Source organism: Kitasatospora sp. NPDC001159, assembly GCF_053598235.1.
Genome location: NZ_JBSFJV010000138.1, coordinates 1 through 14,707, shown reverse-complemented (window position 1 = coordinate 14,707; position 14,707 = coordinate 1). Strand labels below are relative to the sequence as shown.

Genomic DNA, 14,707 nt, shown 5'->3' with positions numbered 1-14,707 from the left:
AAGCAGGAACACCGTCGTGTCCACCAAGCCCGCTACCAGGACAGACTCCGCCTCGCAGCCTGAAGCACCACTCACTCAGGACGAACTGCACCCAACGGCATTCGTGGCCTGGTTCGGTGGACCATACTCCAGACACGTCCACAGCCCAGGTCCGCCATGGTCGCGTCGATCCGGCCCCACTGTAAGTGCCGTGCCGTGAAAGCCATTCGCCCCCCAAACCTGTTTGCCTTGCACCACCCCACAGATCACCAGAACAGACTGACGGCATAAGCCGTCCCGCGGTAGCCCAGCGGCCAGCTGAGAACTTCCTCGACGGTCGGCAGAGGCGTGTTTGAGGTCGTGATCACGCCGCACCCTGCACGGCCCCGGGCTGCGCCGGGCGGACCGGATGCAGCGGGACGGCGTTGCTGCGGGCGACGGCGAGGCGAGGGCTGCGCGGTGGCTGTCACGCAGCCAGCGGGCGCGGGCGGCTTCGGCTACGGCCTGCTCGTCCTTGACCGGCGGGCAGTGCACGCCCAAACGGCCAACTCTGCTGGTCACAGGCCCTCACGCATGTACCCAACGGCGCCGTCGGGCTGGTCCGTTTTACGGCCGTAAAACGGATCGACGCGGCTGCGCCCCAGGCCACGGGCTGGTGACTACCGGGGTGCGTCAGGCTGGCTGTGCCTCGGGGTCGCGGGTGCACAGATGCGCGGTGGGGCAGGCCGGGCAGCCGCGGACGTCGACCAGGTCCGCGACGGCGTCGAAGAGCTCCTGGGCGCGTTCGACGGAGCCGACGCCCTCGAATGTCGCGTACTCCTCGGCGGTGCCGACAGTGCCCTCGGCCAGGTGGGAGCGCAGGTAGCCGAGCGCAGCGAACTTGTCGGCGCCCAGGGTCCGCGGGTCGCCCGGGATGCACGCCTTGGGCACCAGGTTGCTGGCGATGTCGCCGCCGAACAGCCACGGGTCACCGGGCTTGGCGGGCGGCGGCGGCCTCGCGCATCCGGCGGCGCAGTTCCTGGTAGGCGGTGTGGTCGGCGAGCGGGAGCCGGGCCGGCTGCGCAGCGGGACGGCGCCGGCGCGGAGTGCGTTGTCGTGCCGGGTGTGGCGTTCTGCGAGGACCTGGCTGCTGATGGCGGCTGCGGCGCGGGCGGTGCGGTGGTCGGCGTCCTCCTTGGCAGTGAGGGCGTCGTCGCCGGCACCTGCGATTCCACCGGTGCGATGACCAGGTGATATCTGTGTGTCGTGCATCCGATGATCATCCGGTCCACCCGGCGTGCCCTGCCCGCCCTCGTCACCGCCGTCCTGCTTGCCGTCTGCACCGGCCCGGAGAGCGCGGATCCGGCAGACGCAGCCGCCCTGTCCGGTGGCACCGACCCAGGCCTGAGCCGCTTCTACGGCCAGCGGATCGGCTGGGCGGCGTGCCCGGACGATCCGCGCGCCCCGGCAGGCGCCGGGCCCACGATGCAGTGCGCCACCCTCACGGTGCCGCTCGACTACACCCGCCCTGACGGCGACGTCCTCGACGTGGCCGTGGTCCGCTACCCCGCCGCCAGACGGGAGCGGCGGGTCGGCTCGCTGATCGTCAACGCCGGGGGCCGCAGCGGCTCCAACGTCGCCATGGTCAGACTGGACCGCCACTCCTTCGACGGGCCCCTGCACGAGCGGTTCGACATCATCGGGTTCGACCCGCGCGGCGTCGGCGGCACCACACCGGTCAAGTGCCTCGACGACCGGGCCCACGACACCCAGTTCACCGCCGATGGACCCGCCGACGAACGGACCCGCACCCTCGCCGACGCCTGCCGGGCCAGGTACGCCCCGGTGCTGCCCTTTCTAGGGACCCGCAACACCGCCCGCGACATGGACGTGCTGCGCGCCACCCTGGGCGAACGCACGCTCAACTACTTCGGTCTGTCCTCCGGTACCTACCTCGGCATCCTCTACGCCGAACAGTTCCCGCACCGGCTCGGGCGCGTGGTCCTCGACGGCGCCTCCTCCCCGTCCGTCCCGCCGACCGACAGCACCGTCGCCCGCCAGGTCGGCCTCGAACAGGCCCTCAGCTCGTTCGCGGCCGACTGCACCACCCTGGGTGCGTGCCCGCTCGGCACCGACCCCGGCCAGGCCGCCCGGAAACTCGCCTCCTACCTCGACGGCCTCACCGACCACCCGCTGACCACCAGCAGCGGACGCGCCCTGACCGCCAACGCCGCCTGGACCGCCGTCCTCACCACACTCACCAACGGCCACCAGGACTGGCCCCGCCTGCGCGACGCACTCGACTGGGCGATGGTCCACGGCCGGGGCGACGACCTCCTCGATATCGCCGACGCGGCCAACGGCCGCAACGCACAAGGCCGTTACAACGGCTACGCGGACGCCCCCACCGCCATCGCCTGCGCCGACAGTGCCGCGAACTCCCCCACCCCCGAACAACTGCAGAGCGCGCTGGCCGACCTCGCCGCCAAAGCCCCGCTGACCAGCCGGCACGCACCACAACAGGCCGCCCTCGACCCGGACTGCCGCTCCTGGCCCTACCACTCCCCCGAACAGCCACACCCGGCCCGCCCCGCCACCGACACCACCATCCTGGTCGTCGGCTCCACTGCCGACCCCATCACGCCCTACGCCGCCACCCGCCAACTCACCGCCGAACTCGGCAACGCCTCCCTGCTCACCCGCGGCGGCGACGGCAACACCGCCTACGGACGCAGCACCTGCATCCGCACCGCCGTCGACACCTTCCTCACCCAGGGCACCCTCCCCGCCCCCGGCAAGGGCTGCCCGAGCGACTGACCACCCGCACACACCGGCCCGCCACCGAGCGGCGACGACAACCCGGCCCGTCCAACGAGTCTGGCAGCGGCCGGAGCCGGGTGCCGTCACCGCCGCCCCGGCACCCGACCCCGCACGTCCACCGGGACACCCCAGGTCCGCCCACCCGTGCGGCACCTCCCCGGCCACCCCTGCCGGCACGCCCAGCTCGTCGCCGACCAGGACCGCAGATCCACTGTGATCAACCTCGGCATGCCCACCTTCAACCAGATCGCCGCCCGGACCATGGACACGAAGGGCCCCGCCTCATAGCTGCAGACCGTCGGGGCCAGCGGGATCTACCGCATCCAGGTCGGCTTCTACCGCGTTCAGTACGAGGTCCACGACCAGACGGTCACCGTCACCGTCTTCCATCTCGGCCGGGCCTGACCACTCGACAGCCCGCATGACGAAGCCGGTGGAGGCACGCACTGGGCCTCCACCGGCTTCATCATGCGGTCACGCGCGGCCGTTTCCCGGACGGCGCGAAGCACATCCGGCCGCGGGTCAAGTCGAGGCTTATGCCGTGACGGTCTTCGTGGCGATCTTGTCGTCCAGGTACACCACCGCAGTGGGGCCGGACTCGTCCGTCGACGGCACGACGTTCTGCAGGGCCTGTGAGATCGCCGCGCCCACGCGGCGTCCGATCGCCTTGTCCAGGCCGTTGTAGGCGTGGTTTGGGAGGTACGGCCGGTCCTGGACGTTGGCGCAGAAGTACAGGACCGAGGCGAGCGTGCTGCCCGCCAAGGGCACGGTCACCATGCCGTCGGCCTCGGTGACGATGTCCTCGTCAGCCGGCGGACAGAAGACGTTGTCCACGACGTCCACCGGCTGGGAGAAGCCACCCTCCTTGTGTGCCGGGGTTTGCTTGGCCAGGTAGTCCCAGGTATTTCGGTGGCAGCGCACCCGGGCCACCCCGACCCCGGCGGCCTTCGCCATGTCGCTGGCCAGGTGATCCCGGCTGCTGGGCCACTCTTCGTACGGGAGCTTCTTCTTGAACAGGGACTTGATCTCCAACGCGGTCTCTCCTCCGGGGGCTGCGTCGTTCGCGTGCTGGTGACCAGCGTGGACATGAGGGGAGATCCTGCTCGCCGATTCCGTTTCGTTCACTCAAACGGGCGATCGTTGAGGGCATGCGGCGACGTCGGCGGAGACCTCCGACTGTGCATGACCGCGACGCAGCAGCCGAGGGCGTGGATCCCGGGAGCCCCAGAGCCGGCCCCGCGCCCGCAGGGGTTGGGACGACGTCACGGCCGATCAGCCCGTCCGCCCCGCGCCCGTGAGGTCGGCCAGTGTTGGGGAGGACGGTGTGCAACGGGGCGGCGGTGCGGTCGGTTGGTTGGTTACCGATCGCTGTCGGCGCTACGGAGCCGGGTGAAGACGTCCTTGGCCGGGGTCCACTTCTGTCCGCCGAGCAGCGCGGCGAGGGAAGCCATGGCGTTCCTGGTAGGCGTGGTGGTCGGCGAGCGGGGGTCGGGCCGGCTGTGTGGTGGGCCGGTTGTCGCGACGGGCGGGCTGGTCGTCGGGGTCCTGGTCGTGCTGCACGACGGGGGCGGGGCCGACGCGGACGTCGATGGCCCGGACGGTGCCCGGGCCGGAGCTGCTCGAGGGCGGTGAGGATGCGGCGCAGGTGGAGGCGGAGCTGGGCGGCCCAGGCCGGGGAGTCGGCGACCACGCGCAGGCGGCGGGTGGTCGGGTCGTAGCCGGCGAGGTGCCAGTGGGCGGCGGCGTCGGGGCCGACGATCGAAGGCCAGCGGTCGCGCAGGCCCCGTGCTCAGCCAGCAGGTCGGCGTCGACCTCACCGTCGCCGACCTGCTGGCTGAGACCGCACACCCGAGACCCTTGCCCTGGAGGAGGAGCTCGCGGACAGCCGGCTCGCCGCCGTCCTGCGCGCCCTCACCGCCGAGGAGCAGGCCACCGCCCGCCGCTGGGCGGCAGACGGAGAGACCTGGGCCCAGGCCGCGCTCGACACCGGCCAGCCCGAGGCCTACGGCGAGCGGGTACGCCGTAAGCTCAAGCGCCTCGGCGCCCGCCACACCGAACGCGCCCTCGCCGCGGCCGGGGCGGTGACCCGGTGAGCGAGATCCTGCACGCGGCCCTGCCCGAGTTCCTCGCCGGCCTCGCCGTCGCCGCGGTGGTGGCCGCGGCGACCGCGACGTACCGCCGGGTCCAGGCCTGGCTGAGGAGGTAGGGGCGTCAGGTGCGGGGGTTGCGAGGGATCGGTCAGGAATCGAGAAGCCCCGGCCTCCGTGCAGCCCCTAGCGTGATGGTCATGGCAACCACCGCTTCCACCGCAGCCGACATGTCTCTCGCGTCCGTCACCCTTGAGGTGGCCGACCTTGAGGCCGCCCGCCGCTTCTACAACGCCTTCGGCGTGGATACATACGTGCGCCTGCTGGCGTCCGAGGCGCACTCCACCGGATTCCGCGGTTTCACCCTGGCGCTCACCGTGTCCGGGCCGGCCACCGTCGATGGCTTCGTCGGCGCCGCCGTGGACGCTGGCGCCACGGTGCTGAAGCCCGCCGCGAAGTCGCTGTGGGGCTACGGTGGCGTCGTCCAGGCCCCAGACGGGACGATCTGGAAGATCGCGACCTCGTCGAAGAAGGACACCGGCCCCGCCACCCGCGTGATCGACGAGGTCGTCCTGCTGCTCGGCGTTGAGGACATGAAGGCCACCAAGCAGCTCTACGTCGGCCGGGGCCTGACCGTGTCCAAGAGCTTCGGCAGCAAGTACACCGAGTTCGCCCCCAGCCAGTCCAGCCCGGTCAAGCTGGCGCTGTACAAGCGCCGAGCCCTGGCCAAGGACCTCGGTGTCCCCGCTGACGGCTCCGGCTCGCACCGCATCGTCCTCGGCAGCATCACCGGCCCATTCACCGACCCGGACGGATTCGTCTGGGAGGCTGCCGCGCCCTCAGCATAGGACAGCAGCCGTCCCCAGATTCACCTGACTGCCCAACAGCTGTGCTACTGCGGGCGGCGCGCATGACGTTGCGGGCAAGGTCGGCACCGGTGGTCGCGGTCATCAGCGGCTCCCGGCGAGCTCACGCTCACGGCGGCGGGCGGCCAGCTGCTCGCGCAAGCTGATGCCCTCGGAGTGGTCCTCGGCCATCCAGGCCGGGACCGTGACCGGGGGCAGCTCGGCGCCGTCGATCGCCCGGGGGACCTCGGCCAGGGCAGGCTGGTCCAGCAGAGGCGCGCACAGACCGCACGGCAGCACGGTCCGCACATGCCGGTCGCAGTAGGCCGGCCGCTGCTGCTCCTCGACCTGGTCGGCGTGACCGTGGGTGTCCGCCGGTGCCGGGGCCGGGGTGGTGCGGATCTTGGCCAGGGCCTGGTCCCGCTTGGCCTAGCGACGGATCGCGTGCCGGTGCTGGGCTCCTTCGACGCCGCGCCGGGGCCCGTTCCGGTTCCGGATGACTCGCTACGGGCGTCCGTGGCCGGGGCTGGCCATCGGAGGCGGGGGGCCCGACGAGGGGCGGGGAGCCCTGGCAAGGCGGTGCCTCCGCTCCAGGGGCTCGACATATTCGGTCGCCCCGCGGTGCCCCACGTAAGCGCGCACCCTCTCCAGCTTGGGCCGGTGGTCCGGCCGCGTTGCCACCCGCTCGGGAACGAAGACGATGTTGGCAAGCTCGGAATCTGGCACGACGGCGAACTCGGGGAAGCCGAAGACGCGACCCCAGGCTTGCTGCCAGACCCGCAGGTCGGGGAGCTTTCCCGGCCGGCACCCGGTCAGGAACGCCCGGACCTGCTCCCACGTGGGATCGGGCCCCGTGGAGAGCATGCGGTGAGCGGTGCTCTTGGTGATGTGCAGTTTGCTGAGCTCGGCGTTGGCGGAGATGGCGCGCACGGAGGGGCTGCCGGCCTCGCGGTGGTAGGAGCGCAGCCCGTTCTGGAAGTCGAGCCGGCCGCGCATGTAGTTGGGGTGGGGGGCGACGGCGGGGTGGGCTTGACGGGCGATGCGCGCGCCGGCCTTGGGGTCGTCGTAACGGGAGGCCGTCGCGCGCAGGGCCCGGAGGCGCCGTGCGGTCAACAGGAGCCGACGGGCGTGCTGAAGCTGGGCCGGGGAGGCGCCGCAGGCCAGCGCGTACTCCTGGACCGTCTCGATCCTGGGGATGCAGTCGCCGCCCTGGTCGGCGCGGGAGAGAGTAGCTGCGGAGCAGTAGCGCTTGCCGCCGATCCGGTCCGCCATCTCTGCGTAGGTGAGGTCGGTGCCGTCGGGTCGCCGACGGAGTCGGCGGAGGAAGCTCGCGAGTTCCTCCGCCGGCCCGCTCTGGACCCCGGCCTTGTTGCGGCCGGACATGGTTATCGGCTCAGCTGCCAGCGCAGGCGGGTGCGGCTGAGCAGGGCACGCTTGGTGACGAATCCGGCCGCGGCCCCGACGACGCCGGTCGCCGCTGCGGAGACGATCGGGTTCGCCAGCACGGACGGCTCGCCGACCGCGAGTACCCCGACCAGCAGGATGATGACGACGATGCCGACGACGCCCACCGGCAGGCTGTTGCGCCGCCACGGGCGCACGGGAGTCATGGACATGACTCTCCAATCTCTTGACTTGTGATTACTCGGTACGAGCCCAGCGGCTTGCCGACCGCGCGTGAAGGGCAGTCAAGATCCTGCCAAACGGCGTAACGCAATTGCAAGCAAAATCCCGACTAGCTCCTCCAATTAAATCAATACGTCCCAAGAAAACTGACTATTTAACAGGTGTTAAACTACCCTTCATTTCTACGTTTTCGCAGGTCAGGGCACATATCCAGCCTTGAAATTAATTCAATCCAAGCGTCTCTGTCCCATCTGTCGTTGCTACTACCGTTGCTGGATAGGCAAGGTGTTCCCCGACTGGCTCTCCCCGGCTTGTCGATTACTCGGTACAAGGGGATGGACCACAGGCTGTTGCCGCAGCCGGTCCCGCGTCGGAGCGCCGGCGCCAGGAGTCGAGAGGCTCCTCCGCAGATGAGCTGGGGATGTCGGGCTAAACCGGCATCCCCGTCTTGCTTCCCGCCCCAGCGGTCTGAAATGACCCCTCGCAGTGGCACGATGACGCGGTGACTTCTCCCGCACGCCGCCCGCTCGGCGCCGGCCCGCAGCCCGCCGACCCGTGTGCGGGAGCGCGGCGGTTATCGAGACAGATGATCTATCTCGAATCACGCAGGGGTCAGTGCCCCCTCAGGGACTGTCGGCCCCTCGGGCACTGGCATGGTGACGGCTCGCCGGACGGCGGCGCGCAGGACGTCGCCGGTGGTGATGAGGTCGGCCTGGAGCCGCTCGATCTCGGGGCGGTGTTCGGCGCGGCCGGCAAGGAGCTGGAGGCGGTGCTCGATCGCGGAGGACTGCCAGTAGACAGGCGCACGGTCAGCGACTCCTCGAACCGCGCGGCGCCTTCGGCGTGCTGGTAGCGGGAGGAGGCGGAGCCCCAGCGGCGGCCGGAGCCGATGGCGCCGGGCCTGGGCGCGGACCACTGCCCGTCCCAGCCGCGGATGGAGAGCTCGGCGCGCAGAGCGCGGGCGACGACCAGCCGCCCGGCCGCGCGCTCCAGCTCCCGCTCGGCCCGAAGTTCCTGACGGGCCGCCGCGAGCGCGGCGCCGCGCAGGCCCCGATGCGCCAAGCAGCGCTCGGTGAGCCAGGCCTTCTCGGCGGCGGCCAAGCGTACGGCCTCGGCCAGGCCGTCGAGGTCCGAGCGGTGCAGCACAACGGCGAACGACGGCATTGCTCACCTCGGTCAGCCTTCGCGTGCCCGGGTCGGACGGCGTTCTCGCCCCCCGCTCCACTCACCCGCATCGGTCAGCCCTCGCATGCCCGGGTCGGACAGTGCGCCCCCGGTTCGGACGCACAGGGCGATCGGTCAGCCCTCGCGTGCCCAGGGCGGACGCTCGCACGAACGGCACGGCAGGGCATCAACTCCCTCGGTCAGCCCTCGCGTGCCCGGGGCGGACCGCGCGTGTGCCTGCTGGCGGGTACGGGTACCCGGTCAGCCCTCGCGTGCCCAGGTCGGACCGGTGTCACCCGCCTTCGGGCGGTGGCGGTCACGGTCAGCCCTCGCGTGCCCGGGCCGGACCTCCGGGACCACCGCCCATATTCGGGCGGTGGTGGTCAGCCCTCGCGTGCCCGGGCCGGACGCGCTCGCCGTCTCCCTCGCCGTTGTCCTCACCGGTCAGCCCTCGCGTGCCCGGGCCGGACGTGGTCCGGGCGATGTCCAGGGCTGCGGTGCTCGGTCAGCCCTCGCGCGCCCGGGTCGGACCCCTTCGTGAACTGGGCGTCTATACGGGCTTTTCGATTTCTATGCTCTCTGTGGAGTTGTGGCCCGAGTTTTCGGGTGGGTGTGGGCTGTCGGGGGATTACTCCCGCCGAGGTGGCCCGCCGCCGGGTGGCGGTGGGTCTTCCCGTTTCTGCCTTTCGGCGCGTCCGTGCCTGCCCTCGCGGGCGGGGCTTACCAGACTTCCACGGGCTTTTACGTCCCCCTCTACCAGAGGGACGGCGTACCGGGCGATGTTGCGTGCCGCGTTGAGGTCGCGGTCGATCGTCAGGCCGCAGGTGGTGCAGTGGTACTCCCGCTCGGCCAGGGACAGCGTGGGTTTGACTGCCCCGCAGGCCGAACAGGTCTTGCTGGACGGGTGCCAGCGGTCGAGGACCGCGAGGCCGGAGCCGTACCAGCACGTCTTGTAGGTGAGTTGACGCCGGAATTCGCCAGGGGACGCGTCAAGGACCGCGCGGTTCAGGCCCGCCTTCTGCCGCACCCGCCGACCGGGCTGCTCGACGGTGCCCTTCGCGGAGGCGCTCATACCGGTGACGTTGAGATCCTCGACAGCGACGGTCGCGAAGCCCGTGGCCAGCCGCTTGGTGAGCCGGTGGATGCTGGTGGCACGGCGCTGGGCAATGCGGTGCTGAATCACGCCGACGCGCCGCGCCGCCCGGGCACGGCGGTTGGACCCTCGCTGGGTGCGGGACAGGGCGCGCTGTGCCTTGGCGAGTTGGCGGGTGGCGGCGTCGAGGTGGCGGGGATTGTCGACGTGGACGCTCGCCGGGTGCGTCGGGTCGAGGGGCTGGGAGAGTGTGGCGAGGTGTTTGACGCCCCAGTCGACGCCGATCGTGCCGCGTTCGGTCTGCGCGCTGGTTGGCTTGTCGGGCAGGTCCTGGAGCACCTTCACCAGGACAGAGGCGTACCAGCGGTTCCCGCCGCGAGAGACAGTCACGGACTGGACAACGGCCTGGCCCTTGCCGATGAGGCGGGACAGTCGCTTGGCGGAGTCGTGAATGCGCACCGATCCGATGCGGGGCATAACCAGCCGCCGGTAGCCGTCCGGGCGGATCGTCGGCTTCTTCACGTCGTGGTGGAGGCGGAAGGAGTCCCGGGCCCGGCCCTTTTTCTTGAACCGCGGGTAGCCGACCGCCCGGCCGACGCGACGGCCCGCCAACGAGTCGAACCAGTTCTTGAACGCCATGTCCGCGTCGATGAATGCCGACTGGAACGCGTACGTGGACACCTCGTGCCACCACGGGCACGGAGCGAGCGGGCCGTGGAAGCCGTCCGGGTGCCTGTCCACCCGGGAGTCGCCCTTGATCGCGTTGAGGTGCTTCTTGATCGTGGCCTGGCCCGGGATTCGGACGTCGACCTTCTTCCTCGCGTCGGCCTCGCTCAGCCCAGCCGCGGTCAGAGCATCCACCTGGGTACGCCATTCGCGGTGCGCCGCGATCTTCCGGCCCAGCGCCCAGTTGAACGCCCACCTCGCCGCACCGGCATGCCGACTCAAGTCCGCCGCCTGCGCGGGCGTCGGGTCCAGGGTGAACTTGAACGCCCGCAAACTCTCCTGCAACAAGGCGCAGTTCACCCCCATCCGTGTCCGACCGACTACGTTCGGCGAAACCGTAGCCGACCCCACTGACAACCGACGCCCAAACGACCAACTGCCCTGGTCACAAGGCCAACAGGACGATGGCGACCTCCGCACCCACCGGCGACTCCAGGCATCCAGAGCGACCCCACCCGACCCCCGGAACCACCACGGTCTACGCCGCACCGCTCCGGAGCGCTGTTGGCCGGGATTGACGCAGGGGGATCACCCCGGCCCGGGTGGCGCGGGCGACGGCGATAGCGGCGCGGTGGCGTTCGCGCTGCTGGCGGGCGTGCTCGGCGGTATCGGTGGCCGGGGTGTCTTCGATCGCGGGCCGGTGGGCGTCCTCGGGCTCGCGCAGCCGGTTGTAGTGCCGACGCAGGATGGCCTCCCGCTCGGCGACGGCCTCGTCGAGCGCGGCCTGGCGGGCGGCGGCGTCCTCGCGCATCCGGCGGCGCAGGTCCTGGTAGGCGGTGTGGTCGGCGAGCGGGAGCCGGGCCGGCTGCACGGCAGGCCGGTCGTCGCGGCGGGCGGGCCGGTCGGCGGGGTCCTGGTCGTGCTGCACCACAGGAGCGGGGCCGACACGGACGTCGATGGCTCGGACTGTGCCGGGGCGCAGCCTGGGCCGCCCAGCTGCGCCTCCACCTGCGCCGCGTCCTCACCGACCTCGAGCGCCGGGGAGTCGGCGACCACGCGTAGGCGGCGGGTGGTCGGGTTGTACCCGGCGAGGTGCCAGTGGTCGGCGGCATCGGGGCCGACGATCGCGGGCCAGCGGTCGCGCAGGCCTCCGCCGGCGGTGCCGAGGGTCCAGCCGTGCGCGGCGACCAGGGCGAGGAACGCGTCGGCGATGGGCTGGGGTTCGCGCGGGCCGCGCCGCGGCGTGGCCGTGGTCTGCCGGGTGGTGCGCTGGGCGGGGGCGTTGCCGTTGGTGCGGGCGCGGTCGGCACCGGTGGTCGCGGTCACGCCGCGCCCTGGGCGGATGCCGACCGCGGCAGCTGCTGGGCGGTGCGCAGCGGGATAGCGTGGCCGTCGGCCGACGGCACGACCAAAGCGACGATCCGGTGATCGGAGAGAGCGCTAGAAGGCTCATGAAGATCTTGCTGAGGGGCTGTGCGGCCGCAGGCCGGGTGGACCTTTCGGCTATGTGGCAGTCGGGGTGAGGTGCCAGGTGTCGTTGGTGCGGGTCAGTCCGAGGTTGATCAGTCGGCGGAGGTTGAGGGCGGCGGCTCGGGTGTGGAGCCAGGTGTCGTTCTTGATGGTGCCGCGGTAGCGGAGTCTGCGGTTGCCTCGGTCGACGATCCAGGCGACGGCGCGTTCGACCGGTGGCCTCCAGCGGCGGTAGTCAGCTTGCCAGTTGGGATCGGTGGCGGCCTGGTGGCGCGCGGCGGCGAGGATGTCGTGGTGCGGGCGGATGGTCAGGATGCGGCCGGCCTTGGCTTTGGTGCACCGCTCGCGCAGGGGGCATCCGGTGCACAGGTTTCCGAAGGTCGCCTTGCGCTGGTTGTGCCGGCCGCCGGGGTCCGACAGGGACACGGTGTGCCCGGCGGGGCAGGTCACGGTGGCGGCAGCGGTGTCGGATGGCGAAGTCGTCCAGGGTGAAGCCGCCGGGGACGGCGGGCCGTAGCGGGGCGGGCTTGAGAAACAGCCGGTGCCCCTCCTGCTCCAGGGCCTGGCGGGCGTCGCCGGTGGAGTAGGCGGTGTCGCCGAAGGCGTCCACCGGGGTGCCCTCGTCGGCGAGCAGTTCGATGCCGACGGCGGCCTCGTGATGCTCGGCTCCGGCGCCGGGCCGCAGGGCGACGGCGGTGTATAAGCCGGTCTCGGGCTCGACGGCGAGGTGGGCCTTGAAGCCGTCCTGCTGGTGGGTTCGGGTCTTGTGCACGTGCCGGGCTTCGGCGTCGACGGTGGAGACCATCCGGTCGTAGGCGGTGCCTCGGGTGATGCGCCAGCGCCCGTCACGGCCGTCCGAGTCCTCGGCCGGTTCGACGTCCTGCCCTGCGACCAGGGCCAGGATGCCGACCGCGTTCGCGGCCTTCTCGCCGAGTTGCTGTTCGGGCAGATGACCCAGCAGCCGAAGCGCGTCGCCGACCAGGGCGTCGACCAGCTCGGCCCGTGCCTGCTCGTCGTTCCAGGCGATGCGGGGCTTGCCTGGGTCGGTGTAGTCGTGGGCGGTGCACTGGACGGCCGCGACCTGGTCGGCGCCGGGGACCTCGCGGATCACCGCGCGGATGGCGGCGATGATTTGGGTGACGGTGTCCTGGGTGGCGACCGCGTCGTCCAGCACGGTGGAGTCCAGAGCCCTGCGATGCCGGCCCTTGAGGACACCGGTGGCTCTCACGATTTCACGCACGGCCTCGAACACCCGGTTCGGCCTGGCCGAACGGGCCAGCCGACGCCGGAAGTAGGCCAGCAACGACGGATCGAACGCGGTGTCGTTCAGGCCCAGCCCGCACGCGGCCTTCCACCGCAGGTCGCACCGCAGTTCCTGGACCGTCTCGAAGTCCGACAGTCCGTGCAGGGCCTGCAGCGTGATCGCGGCGGCCAGGATCTGCGGCGGCATACTCGGACGGCCGTTCACCGACGGGTACATGTCCGCGAACATCGACGCCGGGAACAGCTCACCGCGATGCTCGGCCAGGAACGCGAACACGCTCCCGGACGGGATCAACTCCCGGCAGGTCTCCCACACATCCGGCCCGACCGTCTCCCCGGCCCATTCCCCCATCGCCACAGCAAACAGTCTGGCCCCGCCACTCACACAGCGAGGCCAGAACCCAAGATTTTCATGAGCCTTCTAGTACCTCATGAGCTTGGCGTTCAGGGCGGTAAGCAGTTGCTCCGCGCGCGCTTCATTCTGGGCAATCGTCTCCGCGTCGTTCTCGCTCTGGACGAAGACGCTGAGCACCACCGAGCCCTTGGTGGCGACCAGGTAGACATAGGGGTCCGGGTGGGTCGAGTTGCCCCCCGTCGTCTGCCCCTCCTCGGCGTAGAGCTCGTCGACGGAGGCGGAGAAACCCTCAAGCGAGACCTCGTGGATGTTCTCGGTCGCGACGGATCCGCCGTTGAAGACGAAGCTCTTCGGGCAGCGCTTGCCGTCCGCCCTGCCGGTGGAAAGGTAGTTCCGGGCGTCGGCGGGCGTGGTGAACACGCTCACGGTCGTGTTGCCGCCGACCGCGGTCTTGGTGGCGTCGCCTTCGAGCGGGCGTTCCACATTCCTGGTCATCTGGCCGCGCAGGCTCGGCGGCGGGGATATGGACTGGTACCGGCACGACGCGTCGAGCTCGTAGGCCACGAGTTTGGCGTTCTCGCCGACAAGGCTGCTCTTGAAGCCGGTGCCCCACTCGGCCGGGGTGAGGGCCACGGCGGCGGCCAGTGCACCGCTCATCACCTTGCCCTTGACCGTGGGCGTGGTGGTGGCCGTTGTGGTGGCCGGGCCCGTTGTGGTGGCGGGTGTAGAGGTCGCCTGGGAGTTCGCGGTGGAGGTGCCGGAGGAGCACGAGGACAGCAGCAGCGTGGATAGGAGGGCGCAGCACACCGTTCCTGCTCTCTTCCCGAGATCGGTTCTCATCACGGGTGAGTACTAAACCACCCTCAAGATCGTCCGTGCGGGCCGGGTGCCCCGGACCGGGCCCCGCCGTCAGCGGTGGAAGGCCTTTGTCACCCGGCAACGACAACCCTCGAACTCGGGCCTGACCATGGTCACTTCATGGTGCCACCACGCTGTGCCGGGCACTGGGGAAACAGCGCAAATCCCCCTCGGCCCGGCCCGGCGATGCCGGGGGTCAGGGCGTCGGCGGTGGCGTGACCTGGCAGACGACGACGAGCTCCAGGCGCGGGACGACGTAGTAGGCGAGCAGACCGCCGGCGACGTCGAGGTAGCGCATCGGCTCGCCGCTGCCCTGGTAGGAGGTGCCGTCCAGGTAGAGCGCTTCGGCAGCGCGAACGAGTTCGGCGGCCCGCTGCTCGACGGCGGCGAGGAAGTTGGCCGGGGCGCCGGCGGTGACGTGCTGCTCGCTGGGGAGGTACTCCCAGCTCCAGGTCACGCGTTCACCGCCGCGTAGGCGGCGCGGTAGAGCTCGGCGACGGTG

15 protein-coding genes, 2 pseudogenes and 1 CRISPR repeat array are annotated in these 14,707 nt (G+C 71.0%); of the genes and pseudogenes, 4 read left to right on the top strand and 13 right to left on the bottom strand.

Annotation, left to right across the window (positions count from 1 at the left end):
* Positions 1–651 precede the first annotated feature (651 nt).
* Positions 652–1,230 (bottom strand): hypothetical protein, encoded by a 579-nt coding sequence (locus tag ACWC9T_RS37515; protein WP_449825522.1) that lies wholly within the window; start codon positions 1,228–1,230, stop codon positions 652–654.
* A 3-nt stretch (positions 1,231–1,233) separates the two neighbouring features.
* On the opposite strand from ACWC9T_RS37515, the gene ACWC9T_RS37510 reads away from it, so the two are divergent.
* Together ACWC9T_RS37510 and ACWC9T_RS37505 are read left to right on the top strand one after the other, a co-directional pair.
* Entirely contained in the window at positions 1,234–2,775 is a 1,542-nt protein-coding gene (locus ACWC9T_RS37510; RefSeq protein WP_449825521.1) for an alpha/beta hydrolase, read from the top strand.
* 147 nt (positions 2,776–2,922) lie between these two features.
* A complete protein-coding gene (locus ACWC9T_RS37505) occupies positions 2,923–3,066 on the top strand; it encodes a hypothetical protein (RefSeq protein WP_449825520.1) in 144 nt (47 codons plus the stop codon).
* Here ACWC9T_RS37505 and ACWC9T_RS37500 read toward each other — a convergent pair.
* From ACWC9T_RS37500 to ACWC9T_RS37490, 3 genes and pseudogenes are all read right to left on the bottom strand, one after another.
* Entirely contained in the window at positions 3,061–3,225 is a 165-nt protein-coding gene (locus ACWC9T_RS37500) for a hypothetical protein (protein ID WP_449825519.1), read from the bottom strand. The genes ACWC9T_RS37505 and ACWC9T_RS37500 overlap by 6 nt on opposite strands.
* Positions 3,226–3,312: 87 nt before the next feature.
* Complete coding sequence (locus tag ACWC9T_RS37495; protein ID WP_449825518.1) at positions 3,313–3,810, bottom strand: hypothetical protein; 498 nt, start codon at positions 3,808–3,810, stop codon at positions 3,313–3,315.
* 595 nt (positions 3,811–4,405) lie between these two features.
* Positions 4,406–4,558: pseudogene (locus ACWC9T_RS37490) on the bottom strand (DciA family protein); the annotation flags it as partial.
* Between the two features lie 501 nt (positions 4,559–5,059).
* Between ACWC9T_RS37490 and ACWC9T_RS37485 the strand changes: the two are divergent.
* Positions 5,060–5,713: a glyoxalase gene (locus ACWC9T_RS37485; RefSeq protein WP_449825517.1), complete on the top strand. Its 654-nt coding sequence runs from the start codon at positions 5,060–5,062 to the stop codon at positions 5,711–5,713.
* Positions 5,714–5,815: 102 nt separating this feature from the next.
* Here ACWC9T_RS37485 and ACWC9T_RS37480 read toward each other — a convergent pair whose 3' ends face one another.
* From ACWC9T_RS37480 to ACWC9T_RS37455, 6 genes are all read right to left on the bottom strand, one after another.
* Positions 5,816–6,010, bottom strand: coding sequence for a hypothetical protein (locus tag ACWC9T_RS37480; RefSeq protein ID WP_449825516.1), 195 nt, complete (start codon positions 6,008–6,010; stop codon positions 5,816–5,818).
* Between the two features lie 204 nt (positions 6,011–6,214).
* Positions 6,215–7,093, bottom strand: a complete 879-nt coding sequence (locus ACWC9T_RS37475; RefSeq protein WP_449825515.1) for a helix-turn-helix domain-containing protein — start codon at positions 7,091–7,093, stop codon at positions 6,215–6,217.
* Positions 7,094–7,095: 2 nt separating this feature from the next.
* On the bottom strand, positions 7,096–7,320 hold the full coding sequence (locus tag ACWC9T_RS37470) for a hypothetical protein (protein ID WP_449825514.1): 225 nt from the start codon (positions 7,318–7,320) through the stop codon (positions 7,096–7,098).
* Between the two features lie 628 nt (positions 7,321–7,948).
* Positions 7,949–8,500 carry a hypothetical protein gene (locus ACWC9T_RS37465; RefSeq protein WP_449825513.1) on the bottom strand — a complete coding sequence of 184 codons (552 nt, stop codon included), beginning with the start codon at positions 8,498–8,500 and terminating at the stop codon, positions 7,949–7,951.
* A gap of 10 nt (positions 8,501–8,510) precedes the next feature.
* A CRISPR array of direct repeats spans positions 8,511–9,031; the repeat unit is 28 nt; unit sequence GGTCAGCCCTCGCGTGCCCGGGCCGGAC.
* 97 nt (positions 9,032–9,128) lie between these two features.
* On the bottom strand, positions 9,129–10,592 hold the full coding sequence (locus ACWC9T_RS37460; RefSeq protein ID WP_449825512.1) for an RNA-guided endonuclease TnpB family protein: 1,464 nt from the start codon (positions 10,590–10,592) through the stop codon (positions 9,129–9,131).
* Positions 10,593–10,797: 205 nt separating this feature from the next.
* Positions 10,798–11,187, bottom strand: a complete 390-nt coding sequence (locus ACWC9T_RS37455) for a hypothetical protein (RefSeq protein WP_449825511.1) — start codon at positions 11,185–11,187, stop codon at positions 10,798–10,800.
* Between the two features lie 248 nt (positions 11,188–11,435).
* Here ACWC9T_RS37455 and ACWC9T_RS37450 point away from each other — a divergent pair, with 248 nt between their 5' ends.
* The gene (locus ACWC9T_RS37450; RefSeq protein WP_449825510.1) at positions 11,436–11,687 is read left to right on the top strand and encodes a hypothetical protein; all 252 of its coding nucleotides are present in this window, start codon (positions 11,436–11,438) and stop codon (positions 11,685–11,687) included.
* Between the two features lie 75 nt (positions 11,688–11,762).
* Here ACWC9T_RS37450 and ACWC9T_RS37445 read toward each other — a convergent pair.
* The 3 genes and pseudogenes from ACWC9T_RS37445 to ACWC9T_RS37435 form a co-directional block, all read right to left on the bottom strand.
* Positions 11,763–13,344: pseudogene (locus ACWC9T_RS37445) on the bottom strand (IS1182 family transposase).
* Positions 13,345–13,413: 69 nt separating this feature from the next.
* Positions 13,414–14,187: a hypothetical protein gene (locus tag ACWC9T_RS37440; protein WP_449825509.1), complete on the bottom strand. Its 774-nt coding sequence runs from the start codon at positions 14,185–14,187 to the stop codon at positions 13,414–13,416.
* Between the two features lie 214 nt (positions 14,188–14,401).
* On the bottom strand, positions 14,402–14,662 hold the full coding sequence (locus ACWC9T_RS37435) for a hypothetical protein (protein WP_449825508.1): 261 nt from the start codon (positions 14,660–14,662) through the stop codon (positions 14,402–14,404).
* Between the last annotated feature and the right edge of the window lie 45 nt (positions 14,663–14,707).

Bases quoted from the DNA above. Each gene is read 5' to 3' on its own strand.
- ACWC9T_RS37515 (WP_449825522.1), bottom strand. From the start codon at position 1,230: ATGCACGACACACAGATATCACCTGGTCATCGCACCGGTGGAATCGCA.
- ACWC9T_RS37510 (WP_449825521.1), top strand. From the start codon at position 1,234: ATGATCATCCGGTCCACCCGGCGTGCCCTGCCCGCCCTCGTCACCGCC.
- ACWC9T_RS37485 (WP_449825517.1), top strand. From the start codon at position 5,060: ATGGTCATGGCAACCACCGCTTCCACCGCAGCCGACATGTCTCTCGCG.
- ACWC9T_RS37475 (WP_449825515.1), bottom strand. From the start codon at position 7,093: ATGTCCGGCCGCAACAAGGCCGGGGTCCAGAGCGGGCCGGCGGAGGAA.
- ACWC9T_RS37470 (WP_449825514.1), bottom strand. From the start codon at position 7,320: ATGACTCCCGTGCGCCCGTGGCGGCGCAACAGCCTGCCGGTGGGCGTC.
- ACWC9T_RS37465 (WP_449825513.1), bottom strand. From the start codon at position 8,500: ATGCCGTCGTTCGCCGTTGTGCTGCACCGCTCGGACCTCGACGGCCTG.
- ACWC9T_RS37440 (WP_449825509.1), bottom strand. From the start codon at position 14,187: ATGAGAACCGATCTCGGGAAGAGAGCAGGAACGGTGTGCTGCGCCCTC.